Annotated in this window: 21 protein-coding genes; 3 read left to right on the top strand and 18 right to left on the bottom strand. The window is 34.8% G+C overall.

Annotated elements, in window-relative coordinates; translation table 11 throughout:
- The first annotated feature begins 4 nt into the window (after window positions 1–4).
- Both Q4Q35_RS09895 and Q4Q35_RS09890 read left to right on the top strand, forming a co-directional pair.
- Entirely contained in the window at window positions 5–904 is a 900-nt protein-coding gene (locus Q4Q35_RS09895) for a metallophosphoesterase family protein (RefSeq protein WP_303277811.1), read from the top strand.
- 24 nt (window positions 905–928) lie between these two features.
- Window positions 929–1,723, top strand: a complete 795-nt coding sequence (locus tag Q4Q35_RS09890) for a DUF1853 family protein (RefSeq protein ID WP_303277810.1) — start codon at window positions 929–931, stop codon at window positions 1,721–1,723.
- 194 nt (window positions 1,724–1,917) lie between these two features.
- Here Q4Q35_RS09890 and Q4Q35_RS09885 read toward each other — a convergent pair whose 3' ends face one another.
- The 15 genes from Q4Q35_RS09885 to Q4Q35_RS09815 form a co-directional block, all read right to left on the bottom strand.
- Window positions 1,918–2,247: a 2Fe-2S iron-sulfur cluster-binding family protein gene (locus tag Q4Q35_RS09885; RefSeq protein ID WP_303277809.1), complete on the bottom strand. Its 330-nt coding sequence runs from the start codon at window positions 2,245–2,247 to the stop codon at window positions 1,918–1,920.
- A gap of 264 nt (window positions 2,248–2,511) precedes the next feature.
- Window positions 2,512–2,850, bottom strand: a complete 339-nt coding sequence (locus Q4Q35_RS09880) for a hypothetical protein (protein WP_303277808.1) — start codon at window positions 2,848–2,850, stop codon at window positions 2,512–2,514.
- Window positions 2,851–2,860: 10 nt separating this feature from the next.
- Window positions 2,861–4,288 (bottom strand): NADH-quinone oxidoreductase subunit N, encoded by a 1,428-nt coding sequence (locus Q4Q35_RS09875; protein WP_303277807.1) that lies wholly within the window; start codon window positions 4,286–4,288, stop codon window positions 2,861–2,863.
- A gap of 22 nt (window positions 4,289–4,310) precedes the next feature.
- On the bottom strand, window positions 4,311–5,798 hold the full coding sequence (locus Q4Q35_RS09870; RefSeq protein ID WP_303277806.1) for a complex I subunit 4 family protein: 1,488 nt from the start codon (window positions 5,796–5,798) through the stop codon (window positions 4,311–4,313).
- 9 nt (window positions 5,799–5,807) lie between these two features.
- Window positions 5,808–7,727 (bottom strand): NADH-quinone oxidoreductase subunit L, encoded by a 1,920-nt coding sequence (nuoL, locus tag Q4Q35_RS09865; protein ID WP_303277805.1) that lies wholly within the window; start codon window positions 7,725–7,727, stop codon window positions 5,808–5,810.
- An 11-nt stretch (window positions 7,728–7,738) separates the two neighbouring features.
- On the bottom strand, window positions 7,739–8,056 hold the full coding sequence (nuoK, locus tag Q4Q35_RS09860; RefSeq protein ID WP_303277804.1) for an NADH-quinone oxidoreductase subunit NuoK: 318 nt from the start codon (window positions 8,054–8,056) through the stop codon (window positions 7,739–7,741).
- On the bottom strand, window positions 8,053–8,580 hold the full coding sequence (locus Q4Q35_RS09855; protein WP_303277803.1) for an NADH-quinone oxidoreductase subunit J family protein: 528 nt from the start codon (window positions 8,578–8,580) through the stop codon (window positions 8,053–8,055). Before Q4Q35_RS09855 ends, nuoK begins: the two co-directional genes overlap by 4 nt.
- 5 nt (window positions 8,581–8,585) lie before the next feature.
- Window positions 8,586–9,062 (bottom strand): 4Fe-4S binding protein, encoded by a 477-nt coding sequence (locus Q4Q35_RS09850; protein WP_303277802.1) that lies wholly within the window; start codon window positions 9,060–9,062, stop codon window positions 8,586–8,588.
- An 8-nt stretch (window positions 9,063–9,070) separates the two neighbouring features.
- Window positions 9,071–10,066, bottom strand: coding sequence for an NADH-quinone oxidoreductase subunit NuoH (gene nuoH / locus Q4Q35_RS09845; RefSeq protein ID WP_303277801.1), 996 nt, complete (start codon window positions 10,064–10,066; stop codon window positions 9,071–9,073).
- 238 nt (window positions 10,067–10,304) lie between these two features.
- Window positions 10,305–11,429, bottom strand: coding sequence for an NADH-quinone oxidoreductase subunit D (locus tag Q4Q35_RS09840; RefSeq protein WP_303277800.1), 1,125 nt, complete (start codon window positions 11,427–11,429; stop codon window positions 10,305–10,307).
- Window positions 11,430–11,434: 5 nt separating this feature from the next.
- Window positions 11,435–11,983 carry an NADH-quinone oxidoreductase subunit C gene (locus tag Q4Q35_RS09835; RefSeq protein ID WP_303277799.1) on the bottom strand — a complete coding sequence of 183 codons (549 nt, stop codon included), beginning with the start codon at window positions 11,981–11,983 and terminating at the stop codon, window positions 11,435–11,437.
- Between the two features lie 4 nt (window positions 11,984–11,987).
- Window positions 11,988–12,554 (bottom strand): NADH-quinone oxidoreductase subunit B, encoded by a 567-nt coding sequence (locus Q4Q35_RS09830; RefSeq protein WP_303277798.1) that lies wholly within the window; start codon window positions 12,552–12,554, stop codon window positions 11,988–11,990.
- Window positions 12,545–12,895 carry an NADH-quinone oxidoreductase subunit A gene (locus Q4Q35_RS09825; protein ID WP_303277797.1) on the bottom strand — a complete coding sequence of 117 codons (351 nt, stop codon included), beginning with the start codon at window positions 12,893–12,895 and terminating at the stop codon, window positions 12,545–12,547. Before Q4Q35_RS09825 ends, Q4Q35_RS09830 begins: the two co-directional genes overlap by 10 nt.
- Window positions 12,896–12,909: 14 nt before the next feature.
- On the bottom strand, window positions 12,910–13,923 hold the full coding sequence (locus Q4Q35_RS09820; protein ID WP_303277796.1) for a 2-oxoacid:ferredoxin oxidoreductase subunit beta: 1,014 nt from the start codon (window positions 13,921–13,923) through the stop codon (window positions 12,910–12,912).
- A 2-nt stretch (window positions 13,924–13,925) separates the two neighbouring features.
- Window positions 13,926–15,782 (bottom strand): 2-oxoacid:acceptor oxidoreductase subunit alpha, encoded by a 1,857-nt coding sequence (locus Q4Q35_RS09815; protein WP_303277795.1) that lies wholly within the window; start codon window positions 15,780–15,782, stop codon window positions 13,926–13,928.
- A gap of 185 nt (window positions 15,783–15,967) precedes the next feature.
- Here Q4Q35_RS09815 and Q4Q35_RS09810 point away from each other — a divergent pair, with 185 nt between their 5' ends.
- Window positions 15,968–16,318 (top strand): 4Fe-4S binding protein, encoded by a 351-nt coding sequence (locus Q4Q35_RS09810; RefSeq protein ID WP_303277794.1) that lies wholly within the window; start codon window positions 15,968–15,970, stop codon window positions 16,316–16,318.
- A gap of 89 nt (window positions 16,319–16,407) precedes the next feature.
- Here the strand turns inward: Q4Q35_RS09810 and Q4Q35_RS09805 are convergent, their stop codons facing one another.
- The 3 genes from Q4Q35_RS09805 to Q4Q35_RS09795 all read right to left on the bottom strand — a co-directional run bounded on the left by Q4Q35_RS09805 (window position 16,408) and on the right by Q4Q35_RS09795 (window position 18,418).
- A complete protein-coding gene (locus tag Q4Q35_RS09805) occupies window positions 16,408–17,049 on the bottom strand; it encodes a hypothetical protein (RefSeq protein ID WP_303277793.1) in 642 nt (213 codons plus the stop codon).
- A 287-nt stretch (window positions 17,050–17,336) separates the two neighbouring features.
- Entirely contained in the window at window positions 17,337–18,011 is a 675-nt protein-coding gene (locus tag Q4Q35_RS09800; RefSeq protein ID WP_303277792.1) for a hypothetical protein, read from the bottom strand.
- Between the two features lie 143 nt (window positions 18,012–18,154).
- Window positions 18,155–18,418, bottom strand: a complete 264-nt coding sequence (locus Q4Q35_RS09795) for a hypothetical protein (protein WP_303277791.1) — start codon at window positions 18,416–18,418, stop codon at window positions 18,155–18,157.
- Window positions 18,419–18,762 lie beyond the last annotated feature (344 nt).

Raw genomic sequence — 18,762 nt, 5'->3', positions numbered from 1 at the left:
TATCATGTATTCATCCAAAAAAAGATTAGATAACGCATATGCAACTGCCAAAATCATCGACTTTAACGACGATAGTAAGTTTATCTTGTTTAGCGATTGTCACCGCGGTGATAATAGTTTTGCCGATGATTTCGCCAATAACCGAAACATATACTTTCACGCCTTAAAGCACTATTATACAGAAGGCTTTAATTATTGCGAACTGGGGGATGGTGACGAACTTTGGGAAAACCTGTCATTTAATTCCATATTAAACGCTCATAAAAATGTGTATATGCTTATGAAACTTTTTCATAAGGATAACAGGTTACATATGATTTGGGGAAACCATGATATGGTATACAGAAACCCAGATTATGTTAAAAAACATTTATCCACTTATTTTGATGCTAAAATGGGGGAAGATGTTGAGCTTTTTGGAAATATTACCTACCATGAAGGCATTGTTTTAAAACACAGCTCAACCGGTCAGGAAATATTTTTAACGCACGGACATCAAGCAGATTGGTGGAATTTCTTATTTTGGAAATGGAGCCGTTTTATGGTACGTGTTCTTTGGAAACCTTTAAACGTTATGGGAATTGCCGACCCGACAAGTCCTGCAAAAAATTATAAGGAACTCATTAAAGTTGAGCGTAGAACCAAAAAATGGATTAGTGACAATAATAATTTATTAACCATAGTTGGCCACACGCACAGGCCTCGTTTTCCAGAACCCGGAGACATTGCTTTCTTTAATGATGGAAGTTGTGTACACCCAAGAAGCATTACTGGTATTGAAATTGAAAACGGTACTATTTCTTTAATTAAATGGCATATTGCTACTAGAGAAGATGGTACGCTTCAAATTGTTAGGACTTTGCTTGAAGGGCCTAGAAGGTTGGCTGATTATAAAACAGAATAATTAATTATATCACCTACTTCATTAATGCTTCAAAAAAGATATATAGGTTTTTTAAACACTCCATTTTTATGGAAAAGTGATATTGTTGCTCATTTGAATCAATTCGAAATTGTTTCAAAATCTAACAAAATTGATATTAGTATTGACGAAACACTACGCTTAGGCAAATACGTTGAACGATTTGTTTCTTTTGAATTAGAGCAGCATGAGAATATTTCCATTTTGGCTGAAAACATTCAAATTCAGGATAATAAAACAACTCTAGGGGAATTAGATTGTTTGCTTCTTAAAAACAACCAACCCATTCATCTGGAAATTATTTATAAATTCTATTTGTACGGCCCTACGATTGGAGCAACCGAAATCGAACATTTTATTGGTCCAAACAGAAAGGATTCTCTAAAGGAAAAAGTCACCAAACTAAAAGATAAACAATTACCACTTTTACATTCTAATACCTGTAAAGACTATTTAAAATCCCTTAATCTGGAATCGGAAACTATTTCTCAACAAGTCTATTTTAAAGCACAATTGTTTGTTCCGTTTTCAGATAAGGACATGCAACTTAAAACACTTAATACAGATTGTATTATTGGTTTTTATATCAATAAACATCAATTAGGCGAATTTAGTAATTGTAAGTTTTATATCCCTAAAAAGAAAGATTGGTTAGTCATTCCACATACCAATGTAGATTGGCTTAGTTTCAATGCCTTTGAAGTTATAGCAAAAGACTATTACGAACAACAATTTTCTCCAATGTGCTGGGTGAAATTTAAAAACGGCACGCTGAAAAAAGTATTTTTGGTTTGGTGGTGATTATGTTTTTTGGAAATGTCAACTCACTATTAGGTCATGTCTATCCTAATAATTATCAGGATAGAAATTACCCAGAACGTGGAATTACGTATAGAAAGTCGTCCCAATTTGAGGAGTTCTCAAAATATTTAATACTATTTAAGTTATAATTTATGAGATTCCTTCCCGATAGCTATCGGGATTAGCAGGAATTGTTAACTCTCTGGAGCTAGCTCTACTTCTAGACCTTCCATTTCCGGCGTCATTTGTATCTGGCAACCTAAACGACTATTTTCTTTTACATCAAAAGCCTCCGATAGCATAGCTTCTTCATCGTCTAACATTTCGGGGAGTTTATGATCTGAATTCACATAACATTGACATGAGGCACACATAGCCATACCACCACAAACACCTATAGTACCTTCTGGTGCTAACTCGTAAGACCTAACAACTTCCATAAGGTTCATCGCCATATCGGTAGGGGCTAAAATTTCATGTTTTTTTCCTTCTCTGTCCGTTATATTTATTGTAACGTCAACCATTGTTTTATATAGAATTTTTGGTCAAAATTAAGCTTAATTTTTAATAATACATAACTCTTTAACGAATTATTTCTATAGATTTAGTAGGAATTAAAAATAAACCGGATTTAACTCCTTGTTTATTAAACATATAAGCGTTTGTTTTTTTGAAAAAAAAATTTGTTAAAATAACTTGAGGTAAGTAATTCTTTAGTTATTGTTCAAAATACTTAAAACTAATTTAACCTGAGTTTCTATACTAAAAACCAAATAAAAAGCCCACATTTACTTTTTGGGGCTACTCCCATTATTCCAATATTGAGGTTTGGCATTTTCAGTTTCTTGATTCCAATAATCTTGGGTTACTTTTTTTCCATCAAAAGTTTCGAGCTTTCGTTGGAACACCCATATCGTTGGGTTAAAAACCATATCGGTTACAGCCACTGTATAGAGTTGAGGGTCTTCTTCTGCCTTCTTTTTATCTTCCTGAATAAGGACTTCAAAACCATTATATTCTAATAATTTTTTCAGAAAGTCTTTTCTATTTGCGCTTGCTCCCTTTTCTACAAACGTAACTCTGGTATCTTCAATGCTTCCAAATGTATGTCTTCCTGTTAATGCCATAGTTTTTAATTTACAATAAGTTTCTGCTCAACTCATAAATATAATCATATATCGGACTGTATATCCCAATGACTAGAATGCCAATTGCCGTAATTAACAACCCCAATCTCATATATACCTTACTTTTAAAATAAGGGATCGCATTATCACTTTTCCTTAAAAACATAGCTCTTACAACCAACAAATAATAGTATAGTGAAATGGTTACGTTAACCACAGCTAAAAATACCAATAAATAGTACCCCTTACTTGCAGCAGCAGTAAATAGAAAGAACTTACCAAAAAACCCTGCTACCGGAGGGATTCCAGCCAAGGAAAATAACGCTAACATCATAATAAGGCTTAAGTTGGGGTTTGTTCTATATAGCCCTTCATAATCTTTCATCTGCTCTTTACCTGTTTCTAATGAAATAGCCTGTACAACTCCAAATGCTGCCAGATTAGAGAAAATATAAATCAGTAAAAAATAAACTACTGTGGCTGTTCCTAACTGGTCTCCTGTGATTAACCCTAATAAAATAAATCCTGCTTGTGCAATAGATGAAAAAGCCAAAAACCGCTTCATATTCTGCTGCCTAAGCGCAAATAGGTTACCAATAAACATGGTAACAATAGCAATAATATAAACCATGTTTTCCCAAATATGCATCAGGGGTTTTAGTACGGTAAATAGTAAAATCATTAATATAAAAACAGCAGCTCCTTTAGAAATTACAGATAAATAAGACGCAATGCTTATTGGAGCGCCTTCATAAACATCAGCTGTCCAAAAATGAAAAGGAACTAATGAAATCTTAAACGCCAAGCCTGTAAAGAACAAAATAAATGCTAAAACAGTTAAATTATCTGCGGTAATAACATAACTAATTTCTGTAAAATAGATAGAACCTGTGGTAGCATATAGCATGGAAATTCCAAATAACGATACGCCTGATGCTAAAGCAGCAGACAAAATTAGTTTAATTCCAGATTCACTTGATATTCGTTTTGTTATATCATAAGCTGCTAATGCTGCAACCGGAAGTGTCGATAATTCTAACCCTAAGTAAAACATAAGAAAATCTCCGGCAGAAATCATAAAATACATGCCCAAAAGTGATGAAAATAGTAGTATAAAAAACTCAACACCTCTATTTACCCGAATAATCTTTTCCTGTAGCCAGTCACCTGATTGCAATAATAAAATAAGGACTCCAATATTGAGTACATTCTTCAAAAACTGAATTAATGCGTTGGTATGAAACATGCCTCCAAAAAGGCTTCCGTAATCGATGCTTAAAAACCCTATTAAGGTGTGAATGCCAAATAAAAAAACGGCTAAATGAACCATACTGCTTTTTTTACTTTCAGCAATAAAAACCTCGCCAATAATAAGCAATAAAATAACTACCAAGAGGACTATTTCGTGTCTCATCAATAAAAAGGTACTTAAATCCATGCGTTGTTTTTTATTTTAATTTCTACAATAGACCTTGAATAAAAGGTTGTAAACTTTCTAAAATCATATCACTCAGCCAAAGCGGTGCTACACCGATACCCACTATTGGAATGAGTAATAATAAAATTCCAAATCTTTCGTACCATGTTACTTTTTCCAATGTTAAATAAGACTCATTTTTAATTGGTCCCATAAGCATGATGCCAACAACTCGTAAAATATATACTGCGGTAATTACAATAACTGAAACCGATAGTATGGTAGCAATCCTCATAAACAGACCCTCTTGTTGGAAGGCACCAACAAATATGTTCATTTCAGCAACAAATCCGCTAAACCCGGGCAAACCTAATGAAGCCAAACCTGCTATAACATATATGACCGATATAAACGGAATCACTTTAAGCAGTCCGCCTAGTTTGGTAATATCCCGCGTATGTGTTCTACTGTATATCATCCCGATTAATGCGAAAAACAGTGCCGTCATAAATCCATGAGACAAGGACTGTAAAATAGCCCCGTTCCATGCTGTTTTATTCAACATTAATAACGCAAATAGGACTAAGCCTAAATGACTTACTGATGAATATGCATTGATATACTTTAAATCGGTTTGTTTAATAGCACTAAACGCGCCATAAACGACTCCGATAACGGATAGAATTATAAATATCCATGACCAATGTAAAGCGCCTTCGGGCAATAAATACATGGCTACTCTAAACACACCATACCCTCCTAATTTCATAAGCACACCTGCGTGTAACATGGATACGGCTGTTGGGGCTGAGGCATGACCATCTGGCGACCAGGTATGAAATGGGAATAAGGCTCCGATAACCGCAAACCCTATAAAAGTAAGTGGGAAAAATAATTTTTGTACTTCAAAAGGGATGTTCGCTTTAGCTATTTCTAATATATTAAAGGTTAGTGCTCCTCCGTCTGCATTCGAATTAAAGTAAATACCTAAAATACCTACTAACAAAACTGCTGAAGCCCCCATGAGCATCAAGGTTAATTTCATAGCAGAATATTCCTTTGGCCCGGATCCCCAAATACCTATAAGCAAATACATAGGTATTACGGCAATTTCAAAGAACACAAACATGGTAAAGAGGTCTATTGAAATAAAAAATCCGTAAACACCAATAGATAAAACTATTAAAGAAATAAAGAACTCTTTAGGGAGGTCGTACATTTTCCAGGAAATAAAAACACCCGCAAGTACTACAATGGCTGTTAGCAATAATAGTGCTACCGAAATACCATCTACACCAATCGTATAATGAATATTAAATTGTTCGAACCAAACAACATCTTTGGTAAACACCATGATATCGCTATTAATGGCACGTTCTTTTAAATAAGCAAATACCAGATTAATAGCCATTCCAAGTTGAACAAGACTTCCAACCACTGAAACCAAACGCGCCTGTTTTAGGTTTCTAGTGAACACTAAAACCAAAATGGTTAGTACCGGTACAACTATAAAAAGTGATAAAATATCCATATTACTTGCTTAGTTTGGCCATAAATAAATAAACACTAAAGCTAATACAACAACGCCTGCAATAAATGCAAAAGCATAATCCTGAACTTTCCCAGATTGTATTCCTTTTATTTTTTTTGATGTTAATACCGTCTTATTGCCTATACCGACCATAGTACCGTCAACATATTTTTTATCAAATTTTGCTATGGGTTCAGACACGCGTTTAAACAAAATTTTCTTAGCTACGAACATATAAATCTCATCAAAATAAAATTTATCGCTTGCCCATTTATAAAGCGGTCCAAATGCTTTCGCATATCTATCGGATAAACTGTTTTCATTTTTATAAAAGATCCATGCCAATACAATTCCTATCAACCCAACACCTGTCGCCACAGCTGCTAATGGATAATTCAAATGGGCTTCAAAACCAGCTTTATCTGCTGTTACAAATTCACTAAATGGAATAAATCCGGCAGTAACACTTAAAAACGCTAGTACAATTAAAGGTAGCGTCATTGACAAAGGTGACTCTTTTGGTTTATGGTCGTAGGTTCTTTCCTTTCCCCAAAAGATGCCAAAATAAATTCTAAACATATAAAACGCTGTTAATCCCGCTACAAAAACTCCCACATAATAGATTAGTTTATTGTGCTCGAAAGCTGCAACTAATATTTCATCCTTGCTCCAAAATCCGGCTAATGGCGGAACGCCTGCAATAGCTAAAGCCGCAATTAAAAAAGTAATATTGGTTATGGGCATATATTTACGCAAGCCTCCCATATCTTTTAAATAATTACTATGCACAGCATGAATTACTGAGCCTGCTCCTAAAAACAGAAGCGCCTTAAACATGGCATGTGTAAACAAATGAAACATAGATGCCATATAACCAACACCTTCATGCCCTTCGTAACCAGAAACGCCTAAAGCCAGCATCATATAACCTAATTGAGACATGGTTGAAAATGCCAAAACGCGCTTGATATCTGTTTGTGTTATCGCAATAATGGCTGCAAATAATGCTGAAAATGCACCCACATAGGCCACTATATTTAAAGCAAAACCATCTTCCACAAAATAGAACATAGGGAATAACCTTGCTACTAGAAAGACCCCTGCAACAACCATGGTAGCTGCATGAATTAATGCTGAAACCGGTGTTGGCCCTTCCATAGCATCCGGCAACCAAATATGTAGTGGAAACATAGCTGATTTCCCTGCACCTCCTATAAATATGAGTATCAATGCCCAAGTGATTACCGACAATCCCATAAAAGAGGTTGCTGCCCAATTTAGTATAACACTTCCTTCGGGGTTGTTTAATGTTTCAAAATCGAATGTTCCGGTATAGAATCCAATAATCAATATGCCAATCAAGAATCCGAAATCGGCAAACCGTGTTACTATAAATGCCTTTTTTGCCGCAGCGATAGCCGCCGTTTTGGTATAGTAATAGCCTATTAACAGGTACGATGAAACGCCTACCAGTTCCCAGAATATATAAATCTGAAACAGATTAGTTGCCAACACCAACCCATACATAGAAAATGTAAATAGGGATAAAAAAGCAAAGAATTTGGTATAACCTTCATCCCCTTTCATATAGCCTCTACTATACATATGCACCATAAGTGATACCACAGATACTACGACTAGCATCATAACAGATATAGGGTCTACTAAAATACCCATATCTATATGAAGGGTGTCTGTAAAATTCATCCAAACTGTTTTTTCTGAAAATGTTTGAAAAACACCATCTACTTTACCATAAACAAAGAAGTATTGATAGGCTGCATAAAATGATAGCGTTGTTGAAGCCAATAACCCAAAAACACCTACATAACCTGAAATACCAGGTTTAATTTTCTGATTAAAAATTCCGAGTAGCAAGAATACTACGAGTGGAATTATCGGAATTAATATGATGTAACTGATGTCCATTTATTTAATAATTAATGCTTCATAACTTCAGTATCTTTAACCTCAACAGAGTTTATTTGCCTATAAAGATTAATAATAATAGATATTGCCAGTGCTGTTTCTGCTGCAGCCACTGCTATTATAAAAATGGCGTAAACTGCGCCTTGCAACATATCTGGGTACAAATACTTGTTTATAACTACAAAGTTTACGACGGAGGCATTTAAAATAAGCTCTACAGAAATTAACATAGATATTAGGTTCTTTCTTGTAAGAAATCCATAAACACCAATAAAAAACAACACTGTTGTTACTGTTAAGATCTCGTATATACTAATGCCCTGTATCATTCTATTCTTTTGTTTTCATGCTTTTCAACCTGCTTCCCTTTAGCAATAATAATGGCTCCAATCATGGCTGCTAATAAAACCACACTAATCACTTCAAAAGGTAAAATAAATCCCCCTTGATCGTAACTTAATAGTTTCGAGCCAACATCGGCAGTGGTTATAGCCGTATCATTTTCTATAACTTTAAAATCATAGGAGTAAATGGTTGTTAAAATCACCCCTATTCCAACCAAACAGGCTAAGGCTGTGATAATCTGTTTAAGTGGTTTTGCCAGTTCTAATTCTAATTCGATATGATGAACCAGAAGCACAGAGAAAATAATGAGTACTATAATCCCTCCGGCGTAAACTGTAAGTTGAATGGCCGCAAGAAAATTATAATCGATTAAAAAGTAAAGACCTGCTATACTACAAAGTACGAATAACAGGTAAATAACCGAGCGTAACATTTTACGGCTACTTACTGCTGCAATGGCGAAAATGACTATTATTAAGGCCAATATGTAAAATAGGATGCGTTCCATAATTATTAATCTTCTACCCCGGGTCTAATTTTAGAATCGGGTTTATTTAAAACTCTGGTTAATGCTGTTCTATCATAAACAGAATTCTCGAAATTCTGCCCCCATTCAATAGCATCTGTCGGACAAACATCTATACACAAACCGCACATAGTGCATAAACTTAGATGGTAAACAAACTGATCTATCTTCTTTTTCTTTTTCCCTGTGGCTTCATCAAGACCTCTGTCCCAAATAATTTCAATCGTTCCATTTGGACATGCTATTTCGCATTTCTGACATCCGGTACATGCGTGTTCGTTATTTTCATCGTGTGGCATAATCACTTCACCACGAAACCTGTCAAACATTTTAAGGATACCACGGTTATCTGGATATTGCTGCGTAATGGCTCCTTTTCTTGAGTTTAAAAAATACTTCCCTGTAACACGCATTCCTGTGAGAAGTGTTTTTATACCATAAAAAATATTTGAAAAATAACTCATATCCTTTTTTAAAACTGAATAATTAAATTTTGCCAAACTACAAATGCCATAATTACAATATTAACCAGGTTAATAGGTAACAAATATTTCCACTCCAGAGTTAACAACTGATCTACTCTTAGTCTTGGGAAGGTCCATCTAAACCACATCATTAAAAACACCAGTATTAAGGTTTTTAATAGGAACCAAAAAACGCCCAGCCAGGGTATGGATTCCGTAATCCCAAATGGCGATAACCACGCTCCAAAAAATACGGTTGTTGCTATGGCGGCTATTAGGAACATATTAATGAACTCTGCTAAAAAGAAATAAGCGAATTTCATTCCTGAATATTCGGTATGAAACCCTGCTCCTAGCTCCGATTCGGCTTCTACCATATCAAAAGGGGCTCTATTAGTTTCTGCTGTACCGGCTATCATAAATACCATAAAGGCTATTATAGCCGGAATGTGCCCTTGAACAATCAGCCATCCGTTTTTTTGGACTTCTACAATTTCTGAAAGCTGTAAAGAGCGTGTTAATAATATCATTGTTAAAAGTGATAAACCTACTGAAAGTTCGTAGCTAATGGTTTGAACCCCACTTCGCATAGCTCCAATAAGAGCAAATTTGTTGTTACTGGCCCATCCTCCTAATAAAATACCTATAACGCCTATTGATGAAATAGCTATTAAAAAGAAAATGCCAATATTAATATCGAATGCCTGAAAATCTTTGGTAAATGGAATAACACCGAGTGCCATTAAGGCTGTAATAATCACAAAATAAGGTGCTAAATTGTATAGAAACTTATCTGCTTTCTCTGTTCCTGTTAACTCTTTGGAAACTAATTTCAAAGCATCGGCCATGGTTTGCAAAAGTCCTTGAAAGCCCACACGGTTTGGACCAATTCTTAATTGAAACCAAGCTGCTACACGTCTTTCTAATAAAACCAAAAACAATCCTGCAACAGAGAAAATCCCTAAATAAACCAGTGCTATCAATACCATTTCAATAATACTCATATTTCGAAGTTTATTTTATAACCTAAGGTGAGTTCGATTTAACAATTTGAGTGTCAGGTTGAGCGCAGTCGAAACCTATTTAAACTTGTATATTTTAATGACCTTTCGACTGCGCTCAAGGCGACAAGTAACAATATTATTGAGTTTATCCTTAAAATGAACTTGTCTTAACTCGAACTCACGTTAACCTAATTATTATTTTCTTTTAAATTAATATTTTAATTTTCTATACCTCTTATCATCGATCTATATCCGGAATTACCAAGTCTAATGTGGCCATTGTTGCTACTAAATCTCCTATTTTGCCTCCAACAGCTATATGATTTAGTAAGGACAGGTTGGAAAATCCGGGTGATCTAAACTTTAATCTATAAGGATTTTTTGTTCCTGTACTTATAACATAAACACCTAGCTCACCTCTTGCCGTTTCAACTTTTTGATAAAATTCTCCTTTTGGTAGTTTTATTACTGCATTTGTTTTTACGCGATGTTCTCCTTCTGGAATATTATCGATTAACTGTTCTACAATAGACAAAGACTGCCACATTTCCTGAATTCGAACTTGATACCTCGCAAACGTATCACCTGCTGTTTGTAAGGATTCTTTAAATGTCACTTTATCTAATGCGCTATAGGGGTGGTATTTTCTAACATCGCATGAGTATCCCGACCCGCGGCCAACGGGACCGGAAGCCCCAAAGGAAATAGCATCTTCTTTGGATAAAACACCTACGCCTTTTGTTCTCTTTTGAAAAATCACATTGCCCGTTAGCAGTCTATCGTATTCTGGTATTTTGGTTTTAAAATGTTTTACAAATGCTTTAACACGGTTAACGAAATTGGGGTGAATATCCCACATTAAACCTCCCGGTACGTTATAGTTCATAGTTAATCGTGCACCACAGGTTTCTTCAAAAATATCATTGATCATTTCGCGATCTCTAAACCCATAAAAATAGGTAGTCAGTGCGCCAACATCCATACCCATAACTCCCCACCATAAACAATGCGACGCTATTCGGGTGAGTTCGCCAATAATGGTTCTAACAACCTTGACGCGTTCTGGAATTTCTAATTGCAGGGCATTTTCGACAGTTAAGCAAACAGCTTCGTTATTTATATGCGAGGACAAATAATCCATCCTGTCTGTTAAATGAACGATTTGCTGGTAGCTGTCCCGTTCACACATTTTTTCTATGGAACGATGTATATATCCAAGATCCGGTTCTACCTTTTTAATAATCTCGCCATCTATAGTCAATAAAAGACGTAGTACTCCATGTGTAGCAGGGTGTTGAGGCCCCATATTAATGAAATACTCTTCAGATTTGAAATTATTATTTATGGTTGTGGTTTCTTGCATAACCTTTATTTAATAACCATGTTTATTTCGTCTACATAATCTTTTCTAAGTGGAAAACCATCCCATTCTTCTGTTAAGAAAAGACGCTTTAAATTTGGATGATTATGGAACTTTATACCAAAAAAATCAAACACCTCACGTTCATGGAATTCTGCTGTTCTCCATATATCACAAACTGAATCGAAGTTTGGATCTTCTCTATCTTCTGTTTTTACTTTTACAACTATGCTATGACGATATGTAGTAGATTCTAAATGATACACCACTCCTAATGCTGTTCCCCAATCTACCCCGCTTAAACAAAACAAATAATCAAAACTTGTTTCGTTACTAGCTTTTAACTGGGTCATTAATTCATGTAAGTTTTCAGGTTTTACCGAAACATTTAAAAACTGTGAGCCTTCTTCTGTAAATTCCAAAAGACTTGGATTAATAGGCTCCTGAGGTTCCGCTATGCCTTCTCCTTCAGAAACCTGAATTGGTTCTGGGGTTATACCAGCTTCTGGATTGGGAAACCAACTGCTTATTAATTTTTGTAATGCTTCGTTAGTCATAATATTACTTATAAAAGCCTTCATCAAACCCTTCGATAGGGTTCTTTTTATCTTTCATGCTCTCTGTTCTAATTTTATCTTGTAGCATAAGCATGCCTTCTAATAATGCTTCTGGTCTGGGAGGACATCCGGGTACATAAACATCTACAGGAATAACATGATCTGCTCCTTTTACTACTGAGTAGGTGTTATAAAAAAACGGTCCTCCTGAAATGGCACAGGCTCCCATAGCTATAACGTATCTGGGTTCTGCCATTTGGTCGTAAAGTCTTCGTAAAACGGGTGCCATTTTATTGACTATGGTTCCTGCAATAATTATTAAATCTGCCTGACGTGGGGAAGGCCGTGCAACTTCAAATCCAAATCTGGAATAATCGTGTCTCGCTGCTCCGGTTTGCATCATTTCTATAGCACAGCAACTTGTTCCAAAATATAAAGACCAAAGGGAGTTTGAGCGCCCCCAATTAATTATTTTATCTAATGAGGTAACAACAATATTTGCTCCATTTCCTGCCGGAATTACTTTTCCGGGAAAATCATCTGGAATTTTATATGTGTTATCTACTCCCATTTTAAAGCTCCTTTTTTCCAAGCATAAAGCAGCCCAAGGCCCAATATGAATAGAAATATGATTATTTCAATAAAAGCAACGCCTCCAAAATCTTGAAATACAACCGCCCATGGCACTAAGAAGGCAACTTCAACATCAAAAATTAAAAACAAAATTGCAAACAGATAGTACCCTACTTTAAATTGAACCCATGTAGGCCCTATGGTTTTCATACCGCTTTCGTACGGTTCTCTTTTTTGCGCATTATCGGACTTGTGTGAAATTAAATTTGATAAAAAATTAGAGCCGGCGACTAATACCACTCCAGCAAGAAAGAAAACAATAATAGCTTCAGATCCCATAAGGTTTTTTTTATTTATTCAACTTCGTATATGTCTCCTGAAAAAAACAAATCATCCGTTTTTCTAAATTTAGAATTCGACTTCACTTCTTGTGTTTGCGCATCTTTTCTTTCTTCCAGGGTTATATCATTAAAACTTCTTATAACTCCCATAACTTTTGGATAATCTAATCTAACCAACATTTGGTGTAATGTCGGATCTTGTTCTTTTGCATCATGAACCAAGATATCTTCTTCGGTAATATTATTTTCTCCAATGGCAACGACTTCTAATTTCAGTCCGTTTAAAACAAGCCCTTGATTACGATCTTTACCAAAAATCATGGGCTTACCATGTTCTACAAACAACTGCTTATCTGCTCGAACGGCCTTATCTGTAAATTGGTCAAAACAACCATCATTAAAAATTGGGCAATTCTGCATGACTTCTATTAAAGAAGTGCCTTTAAACTTTTCGGCCTCAATAAAAATCTGGGTCATTTCTTTTGGTGTATTTCCGCCAATTCTGGCAAAAAAACGTGCTTGTGCACCTATGGCTAATTCACCGGCAGAAAATGGGGGTTGTGTATTTCCGTAAGGTGACGATTTTGTTTTCTGTCCTACTAAAGAGGTTGGGGAAAACTGACCTTTTGTGAGGCCGTATATTTCATTGTTAAACAGTAAAATATTTAAATCTACATTTCTTCTTAAGGCATGTATAAAATGATTTCCTCCTATAGCCATAGAATCTCCATCACCCGTAATAACCCATACGCTTAAATTAGGGTTTGCCAATTTTGTTCCTGTTGCAATGGCTGGTGCTCTTCCATGAATACTATGCATCCCATAGGTATCCATATAATATGGAAAACGAGAGGAACAACCTATGCCTGATATAAAAACAATATCTTCTTTTTTTACTCCTATTTCTGGAAGTGCCTTTTGCATGGCGCGTAAAATAACATAGTCATCGCAACCGGGGCACCATCTAACTTCCTGATCGCTTGCAAAGTCTTTAAACGTATATTTATTTTCAACCGTTGTGTCCATAATTATTTTACCAATTGTTTAAATTTTTGAACTAATTCTTCATTACCAAATGGTAGTCCTTGAATCTTGTTAAACTGCAAAATATTAAAGTCATTAAAATTCAATTTCAACACTTTTGCAAACTGACCATTGTTTAATTCGCATACGACGATCTTTTTAAATCGTTTTAGTACTTCCGCTGTATTTTTAGGCAGCGGATTTATATAATTAAAATGAGCAAAACCAATGGTATTAAACCCTTCTTCTTTAATATGCTTTACTGTGGAATACAAAGACCCATAGGTGCCTCCCCAACCTATAACAAGCAAATCGCCTTCATCTGAAAATGCCGTAGTTAACTCGGGAATTGAATTTTGAACGCGCATAATTTTCTCTGCTCTAATATTTACCATGTACTCATGGTTATCGGGAACATAAGACACATTGCCACTTATTCGATCTTTTTCCAATCCGCCTACTCGATGTTCTAAACCGGGTGTTCCTGGTATGGCCCAATCGCGCGCCAACGTTTTTTCATTCCTATCATAAGGATGCCAATTTTCTTTAGCTTTATGAATAATATTATTGTTTATGTCCGGCATATCGCTAACTGATTTAATCTTCCATGGTGCAGAACCATTTGCTATATACCCGTCGCTTAACAAGACTACAGGAGTCATGTGTTCTATAGTAAGTTTCGCTGCTTCATAGGCAAAGTCGAAACAATTTGAAGGTGTACTTGCCGCTAAAACAATCACCGGACTTTCTCCATTTCTTCCATATAATGTTTGAAGTAAATCGGACTGCTCTGTTTTTGTCGGCAATCCTGTAGATGGTCCGCCGCGTTGAACATTAACGACCACCAAAGGCATTTCTATCATCATGGCCAAACCTAAGGCTTCTCCTTTAAGCGCCAATCCTGGTCCTGATGTGGTAGTAATTGCCAAATTCCCTGCAAAGGAAGCTCCTATGGCTGAGGTTATACCTGCTATCTCATCTTCTGCCTGAAATGTTTTTACGCCAAAGTGCTTGTGTTTAGCTAGTTCATGAAGAATATCGGATGCAGGTGTTATTGGGTAAGATCCTAAAAACAAATCTAATCCGCATTTCTCTGATGCTGCCAAAAACCCCCAGGCTGTTGCTGTATTACCCATTATAATTCTATATGTACCGGATTCCATTTTTGCAGGGGCAACGGTATAGGAATTAGGTATTAGCTCCAAGGTTTCTGCAAAGTAGTAACCCGTATTTAGCACCTTCGTATTGGCTTCTATGAGTTGTGGCTTTGTCTTAAACTTATTCTTAAAAAAGGCTATGGTATGATCGGTAGATCTATCGTACATCCAATACACCATGCCTAAAGCAAACATATTCTTGCTTCGGGTTATGCTTTTGTTATCTAAGCCTTCTACATCTTTTAAGGCTTCTTTGGTTAAGGAAGTCATGGTTACTTCGATAACTCTATAGTTTTCTAAGCTTCCATCTTCTAATGGATTGCTATCGTATTGTGCTTTTTCTAAGTTCTTTTTGGTAAAGGCATCTGTATCTACTATAATGGTATGCCCGGGCTTAACGGCATGCAAGTTCGTTTTTAATCCGGCCGGGTTCATGGCTACCAATAAATCTACCTCATCTCCGGGTGTACTAATTTCTACACTTCCTATATGAACCTGAAATCCTGAAACACCATATAAACTCCCTTGTGGGGCTCTAATTTCTGCTGGATAGTTAGGAAATGTAGCAATATCGTTACCAAACATAGCTGAGGTATCAGAAAATTGCGTGCCTGTTAATTGCATCCCATCTCCCGAGTCTCCTACAAATCTAATAATTACTGCTTCTAGTACTTCTGGTTGGTGTTTTATTTCAGTTGTGGCCATCCTTTACCAAAAATTAAATATTTTAACTAAATTTATTAAATATTTACCAAATATTTAATAAATTTATACGAAATGTGTGGTTTAAATGTAATTTAATTTTATATGAAGAAACATGAAATTTATCATATTAATATTTTAAAATGACATTTAACTTTACAAAATCGTTTCTTTTAAATAAATAAATCATGGCGATCATAATAACCGATGAATGTATAAATTGTGATGCATGCGTATCTGAATGCCCAAACAATGCAATTTACGAGCCAGATCAGGAATGGTCTTACTCTGATGAAACGTCTTTAAGTGGTATGGTTACTTTACCAAATGGTGGCGAAGTTGATGCCGATGCCGAAAACGACCCTGTTTCTGATGAGTTTTATTTTATTGTACCTGATAAGTGTACTGAGTGTAAAGGCTTTCATGACGAACCGCAATGTGCATCGGTTTGCCCTGTTGATTGTTGTGTTCCTGATGAAGATCATGTTGAATCTGAAGAGACTTTACTTGAGAAGAAGGCTTGGTTGCATACGGAATAGGGGAGAATGGTTTTGGGTATGATTAAATTTAGCAATTAAAATTGCTTGTTTTTCAACTCAGTTCTTTGTTGTATTTAGTTTTTCTTTAATCAATATTTTATGCTTTCAGCAACTTTTATTTTTGTTTCGTCATATTCCTTTGAGTGAGAAACACAAGTTCCTGAAACTTCAATTATCATTAACTTATTTTCAGTTATCTTATGTAGATATTGGATGTTTGAGCATTGGTTGTCGAAAAAAAACGTACATTTTATTACCTTTTTATTATTAATAATCAATTCCTCAATTTTTTTAAACCATTCTTTACCCAAAAGATTTCTTTCTGATTCTGCTAATGAATTATTCTGTATTTTAATAATAACTTGTGTGGGGTCAATTCCATCTTCGTGAGTTATTAATATGTTGTTCTTATTCCAATTATAATAACTATTTGTTTTTGATGTTATGTTTATCCAGTTTTTAGGTTGTTTCAATGAAATATTATGTTTTTTCAGTTTGAGGCCCACCCAATTGGTAGTGTCTATTTTACTACTCACTTCTAATTTTTTTTGATTTAAAAAACCTCCAAAAATATATGATTCTAATTTTGGATTTGCAGGATTTTCTATTTGTATCCAATTTGAAGAAATTTTCAATCCCTCATCAAGAATTGTTTCGAACTTATTAGGTAAAACTTTTTTTATTATGACTTTAGATTTATATTCTAATTTTCCAATTTTTTTAGATTCCAAAGATGGTTTTTCTCTTATGGATAATCCACTTTCAGCTGTTACATAAAAAGGTAACCCATTAAATTCTTGTAACGAAAATAGATTAAATGAAGTAAAAAATATGTAAATAATAATTATATCCTTAAATTTCATATGGCATTTCATAATTGAGCATAACGGTCAGTGTATGGTTAGTCGTGTGGTTAAGCAACTAATTTAGCAAATAAATCACAGATAGAATATTCCGCAGGAATGTTCGTAAGTCGGCAGTGACCAAGTAATTATTACACACAGCTGCTGGCTTCATTTTATTCAAATCCAAACTCAATAAATTTCAAACCAATATCATTAATTTTGAAAAGCAGTTTTGCTTTAGCTCCATCTATACTACCTGTCACTTTCTTTAGAAATTTTAATTCCTCACCTATATCTGAAATAGATTGATTTAGAATACCTAATTGGTGCAAGTTAGATTTAATGTCAGGACTTATATAACTTAAATGTTTATTGTTTTTTAGTAATTTTAAGTCATCCAGATAGGCATTGTCAATTATGTGAGTAAGTCTATTAAATTCCGTGTATTCTAATTTACCCAATATTGTATGCTTGAATAATCTACCAATAAAGGTAGCTTTTTCATCTTCATTTAATCTATTAAGTGTTATTAAAAGTTTTTCACCTGCCTTAGCAGTCTGATTTTTAGATTCTAATTCATTAATGAATTTTTTTCGTTCTGATAATGGGATTTCTTTAAGTTCAATTAAAAATTTTAGTAATTTTTTTGTAAAAAACGATTCCGTGATTTTTTGATACAAGCTAAAACTTTTAAATCCAATTCCAAATACTGGTATATCCTTCAAAACATCTGATTCTACAATTAAATCAAGTCCAGTTTCAAGAAGTTCAGGTGTTAATTCGGTTATAGCTTTAGACTTTACTGATTTAAAAATATCAATTTGATTTTTTTCTTCTTTATTGCTCATTCTTTGGCTTGCAGGTAACGTGTTTATGGTTTGTTGCGTGGTTTAAGCACTAAATTTAGCAAATAGAAACCGAATAGAAAATCCGCGAGGATTTTCGTAAGTAGGCTAGAACCGAGCAATAAATTATATACGGCAAACTGGCTTTATTTTATTAGTGAATCATAGTCTTTAATCAGTGCTCTCATTAACATCTGTCCATTTTCTCCAAGGTCATTGTTTTTTAAACCTAAATCTTTTCTCATTTCAGCCATTATTTTTGTCATTAATAACAAATGAGTTAGGGAATCAAGTTCCTTATTCTCATCTTGATGGTACATAAATTGAAAATAATCAGAAAAGGCGATTATAACTTTTGGTGATGCATACAGTACATACTTTTTATAAAATTCATATAAGTCAGTAAGCATCTTGTTAGTATTGTTTCCTTTATTGGATTTAGTATTTGCGAAGATTCCAATAATCAAATTCACATACTGCTGATAAATAGCTCTTCTCTCTTTAGTTATAAGAGATTTTGAGACAGTCTGACGGCTCCGTATATGAAAAGTAGCGCTGAAAATAAGCTGTTACTTTTCGGATGAAACACAAGCCGAATTTTTAAATTTTACTATTTAACGTGAATCTTGCTTAAGAGTTCAGAAGTCACTTCGAGTGAAATTCTGGAAGAATTTTGTATCGAGAAGCTTTTTTAGTCGAAAATTTATTGGTTTTCGATACGATTTTTTGCAAGAATCACTCAAACTGACATAAA

Origin of the sequence: Flavivirga aquimarina, assembly GCF_030540835.1 — a bacterium.
GTDB lineage: Bacteria > Bacteroidota > Bacteroidia > Flavobacteriales > Flavobacteriaceae > Flavivirga > Flavivirga aquimarina.
This window is presented reverse-complemented; position numbering and strand designations above follow the sequence as displayed.

Excerpts from the sequence above, each read along its gene's own strand:
- Q4Q35_RS09895 (WP_303277811.1), top strand. The coding sequence starts at position 5 with ATGTATTCATCCAAAAAAAGATTAGATAACGCATATGCAACTGCCAAA.
- Q4Q35_RS09890 (WP_303277810.1), top strand. The coding sequence starts at position 929 with ATGCTTCAAAAAAGATATATAGGTTTTTTAAACACTCCATTTTTATGG.
- Q4Q35_RS09885 (WP_303277809.1), bottom strand. The coding sequence starts at position 2,247 with ATGGTTGACGTTACAATAAATATAACGGACAGAGAAGGAAAAAAACAT.
- Q4Q35_RS09880 (WP_303277808.1), bottom strand. The coding sequence starts at position 2,850 with ATGGCATTAACAGGAAGACATACATTTGGAAGCATTGAAGATACCAGA.
- Q4Q35_RS09875 (WP_303277807.1), bottom strand. The coding sequence starts at position 4,288 with ATGGATTTAAGTACCTTTTTATTGATGAGACACGAAATAGTCCTCTTG.
- Q4Q35_RS09870 (WP_303277806.1), bottom strand. The coding sequence starts at position 5,798 with ATGGATATTTTATCACTTTTTATAGTTGTACCGGTACTAACCATTTTG.
- nuoL (WP_303277805.1), bottom strand. The coding sequence starts at position 7,727 with ATGGACATCAGTTACATCATATTAATTCCGATAATTCCACTCGTAGTA.
- nuoK (WP_303277804.1), bottom strand. The coding sequence starts at position 8,056 with ATGATACAGGGCATTAGTATATACGAGATCTTAACAGTAACAACAGTG.
- Q4Q35_RS09855 (WP_303277803.1), bottom strand. The coding sequence starts at position 8,580 with ATGGAACGCATCCTATTTTACATATTGGCCTTAATAATAGTCATTTTC.
- Q4Q35_RS09850 (WP_303277802.1), bottom strand. The coding sequence starts at position 9,062 with ATGAGTTATTTTTCAAATATTTTTTATGGTATAAAAACACTTCTCACA.
- nuoH (WP_303277801.1), bottom strand. The coding sequence starts at position 10,066 with ATGAGTATTATTGAAATGGTATTGATAGCACTGGTTTATTTAGGGATT.
- Q4Q35_RS09840 (WP_303277800.1), bottom strand. The coding sequence starts at position 11,429 with ATGCAAGAAACCACAACCATAAATAATAATTTCAAATCTGAAGAGTAT.
- Q4Q35_RS09835 (WP_303277799.1), bottom strand. The coding sequence starts at position 11,983 with ATGACTAACGAAGCATTACAAAAATTAATAAGCAGTTGGTTTCCCAAT.
- Q4Q35_RS09830 (WP_303277798.1), bottom strand. The coding sequence starts at position 12,554 with ATGGGAGTAGATAACACATATAAAATTCCAGATGATTTTCCCGGAAAA.
- Q4Q35_RS09825 (WP_303277797.1), bottom strand. The coding sequence starts at position 12,895 with ATGGGATCTGAAGCTATTATTGTTTTCTTTCTTGCTGGAGTGGTATTA.
- Q4Q35_RS09820 (WP_303277796.1), bottom strand. The coding sequence starts at position 13,923 with ATGGACACAACGGTTGAAAATAAATATACGTTTAAAGACTTTGCAAGC.
- Q4Q35_RS09815 (WP_303277795.1), bottom strand. The coding sequence starts at position 15,782 with ATGGCCACAACTGAAATAAAACACCAACCAGAAGTACTAGAAGCAGTA.
- Q4Q35_RS09810 (WP_303277794.1), top strand. The coding sequence starts at position 15,968 with ATGGCGATCATAATAACCGATGAATGTATAAATTGTGATGCATGCGTA.
- Q4Q35_RS09800 (WP_303277792.1), bottom strand. The coding sequence starts at position 18,011 with ATGAGCAATAAAGAAGAAAAAAATCAAATTGATATTTTTAAATCAGTA.
- Q4Q35_RS09795 (WP_303277791.1), bottom strand. The coding sequence starts at position 18,418 with ATGCTTACTGACTTATATGAATTTTATAAAAAGTATGTACTGTATGCA.